This window comes from Microcystis aeruginosa NIES-4325, from assembly GCF_008974145.1.
Lineage (GTDB): Bacteria > Cyanobacteriota > Cyanobacteriia > Cyanobacteriales > Microcystaceae > Microcystis > Microcystis aeruginosa_G.
The window spans coordinates 1-2936 of the sequence record NZ_BJKP01000073.1; the positions used below are offsets into that span (position 1 = coordinate 1).

General features: G+C 38.1%; 2 protein-coding genes. Both read left to right on the forward strand.

Annotated elements, in window-relative coordinates; translation table 11 throughout:
* Positions 1 to 533 precede the first annotated feature (533 nt).
* Complete coding sequence (locus tag MiAbW_RS18855; protein WP_238707355.1) at positions 534 to 1349, forward strand: rolling circle replication-associated protein; 816 nt, start codon at positions 534 to 536, stop codon at positions 1347 to 1349.
* 229 nt (positions 1350 to 1578) lie between these two features.
* The gene (locus MiAbW_RS18860) at positions 1579 to 1902 is read left to right on the forward strand and encodes a hypothetical protein (RefSeq protein ID WP_151697326.1); all 324 of its coding nucleotides are present in this window, start codon (positions 1579 to 1581) and stop codon (positions 1900 to 1902) included.
* The last annotated feature ends 1034 nt before the right edge of the window (positions 1903 to 2936 follow it).

A 2936-nucleotide genomic window follows, 5' to 3' on the forward strand; every position in this document is an offset into this window, starting at 1 on the left:
ATTAATTACGATTGGTTTAATCTAAAAACTATCAAAAAATAGAAGTGATGGGATCAAAAGGTCTCTGAAGTATATAAGTAATTCCTATACATAGTTGAAATAAAAAAAACATCCCAGAGATGTGTTAAAATCTGGGATTGATCCAAATAAAAAAGCATTATCAAGTGTACAACCAAAACTACCCAAAAAACAAACTATCATCTCTAACCCTTGAGAGAAATCGAGAACCTGAGACAGAACCTCGAAGGTGAGGCCGTAACGAAACTGGGCTTAGAGGAAAAGTTTGGGAAAACGGCAAGCTAAGTGCCGGTAGAGTCCCTCCTAAAAAAATTAGACAAGAAGATCGAGAGTACGATCACGACTACGCGGCTCAGCACGATACCGCGTTAATACCTATTGCTGATTATAACGGTTTTCGGATAGAAGAACAGACATACTTTATTTCAGACTTATCTCAAGCTGTTATTGAGCAAAAATACCTACCAAAAATTTCTGATGATATAGGTTTATCTCTCCCTATTAACTCTCACAACGTGGTCGAGGCTGCTGTGAAAACTCCCCGCGCTCCGCGCGGCCAGAACGGCCTGTCCTCTTACGGGAAAGATATGGTCGAAAATGGATGCTGCCGGCTTGAAAAAATATACGGGCAGAACAGGTTAGGACTTCTTACGCTCACCTACCCTTCACTGCCAGAAGATTACCTGCTTCTCTTGATCGCTGATCATTCTGAAATAGTACGCCAATTCTCGCAGCAGCTTGATCGAGAGATAACCCGGAAGTCGCCAAAGAGTAAAGGCCATTATATTGGCGTTACTGAGATACAAGCTGGAAGAATGGATCGAACCGGAATTCCTTGTCCTCACTTGCATATTATTTATCCTAGTCATGGTGGTGGGTCTATTTGGGACTGGTGGATCACTGCTGATCGTATCCGGGAGATATGGCACTCTATCCTGAGTGCTAGGCTTGCAAGGTATTTACCTCCTGACCAGTTACCTGAGATTGATGTCCGGGCATCTGTAGACTGCCAGAAGCTTAAGAAGTCACCAGCGAAGTATCTTTGTAAATATCTAAGTAAAGGAAGTTGTATTAAGAAAATTAAAGAATCTAAATACAGTGATTATCTTCCATCAGCATGGTGGCACTGTGGCCGCACTCTTGCTAGGGATATAAAAAACCATATAATTAAAGCACCCGTTACTCTTTTAACTGCTATCCGGGAGGGTATTGATCTGGTAGGTAGAGGGTTATGTGAGTATCTCTATCCTGTAGAGAGAGACGAGAAGGTTTTTGGATGGGTAGGTAAACTGACTAAACTAGGTAGTAAGTTTTTTAGAAACTCATCCTAGTTACTTGATCACTAATCCTGTTAACGAGTATAATCATGTTAACGAGTTATATTAAAGACTCGTTAATATATTTCCTGTTGGCATGATATAAGTAGGATTAATGTGATTTAAGTAAGTTAATATAAAATACTGATAGAACGTGACTAGGTAAAGTGTTAACAACTATCTTGACGGTTTACTAAAAACCTGTTAACGTTATAATGTTGAATATGTTAACAGGGTAATTATTATGAGTCTAAAATCAGTTAGAGGTGGTAGAGGACATATAGCACCTTATCAAACTACTCACGCCCGGATACCAGTACAGATAAAAGATTATGTAACTTTTGTTAGTGACAGTTTTAAGCAAGCAGTAGAGGACGGAACTGACGTAAACTTTATGCTAGTCTTAGATTCTACTGTAGAGACGATCACTACACAACAAGATGTTAACGAGAATAATCTTAAGGAATTAGCAAGAAAACTGGTAAGGTTAAAGAATCAAAAGAAAAATACTAAGTTAGCACTGGACAACTTGTTAACGGCTATATTAGGAGATGAGTATAAAAGTTAATATCATAAAGGTAATTGCTGGGGAAAAACCGAAAGAGAACTTATGTGAAGAAGGAGAAGGTAATTGCTGGGGAAAAACCGAAAGAGAACTTATGTGAAGAAGGAGAAGGTGATTGCTGGGGGAAAAACCGAAAAAAACTTATCGGGAAAACCAGTGAGCATTTATAATAAAATTAATACGCTCTGCAGCGGTGCAACGTAGTCCCCGGCAATTGCCCAAAGAATCTTAGGATTAATCAATCGAGTTAGATTGGAAGCGTCCTAAGATTCTTTGTAAAAATCAAGGAGATTAAAATGAGTGAATTGCTGATAATCCTAATGACGATCATGATGATGAGTGTGAAGATCGTGGCCATGATGATGAAAACAGTAAAGTGGTTTACGAAATATCAGCAAGTAACGATATAACTGGTGATCTGTTTGTACTAGGTAAGCGATTAGATAAGTTGTTTGATGATGCTGAAATTGCTTATTTAGAAAGAAAGTATGGATCAGATATATGATCTATTTGGCTCATTGCATCCATGCAGTGAGTCTAGTCCTGAGCTTTAATCGAATTTTCCTTGCAGGTCACGCCGGTAGTCGACACGAGGCCGCACAATCACGATCGATGCATATATGTGTTGATTAACGGATGACGTGCATCAGCCCTCTAAAGTCCTTAGGCTAGTACAGGATGACTATACACTACACTAACCTAGACCCTAACTTAGACCCTAACTTTTACTTTCTCCCTAACTTTCTCCCTAACTCACTCCCTAACCTGCTCCCTAACTTACTCCCTAACTTACTCCCTAACTCACTCCCTAGCCTTTTTAATATTTGTTTTAATAATATTAAATATTGTCTATAAGTGTTATGTGATAAGTAGTTTAGTGTTTTGTAGATATATTTTGATCTGAATATTTATTAATTACGATTGGTTTAATCTAAAAACTATCAAAAAATAGAAGTGATGGGATCAAAAGGTCTCTGAAGTATATAAGTAATTCCTATACATAGTTGAAATAAAAAAAACATCCCAGAGATGTGTTA

Excerpts from the sequence above, each read along its gene's own strand:
- MiAbW_RS18860 (WP_151697326.1), top strand. The coding sequence starts at position 1,579 with ATGAGTCTAAAATCAGTTAGAGGTGGTAGAGGACATATAGCACCTTAT.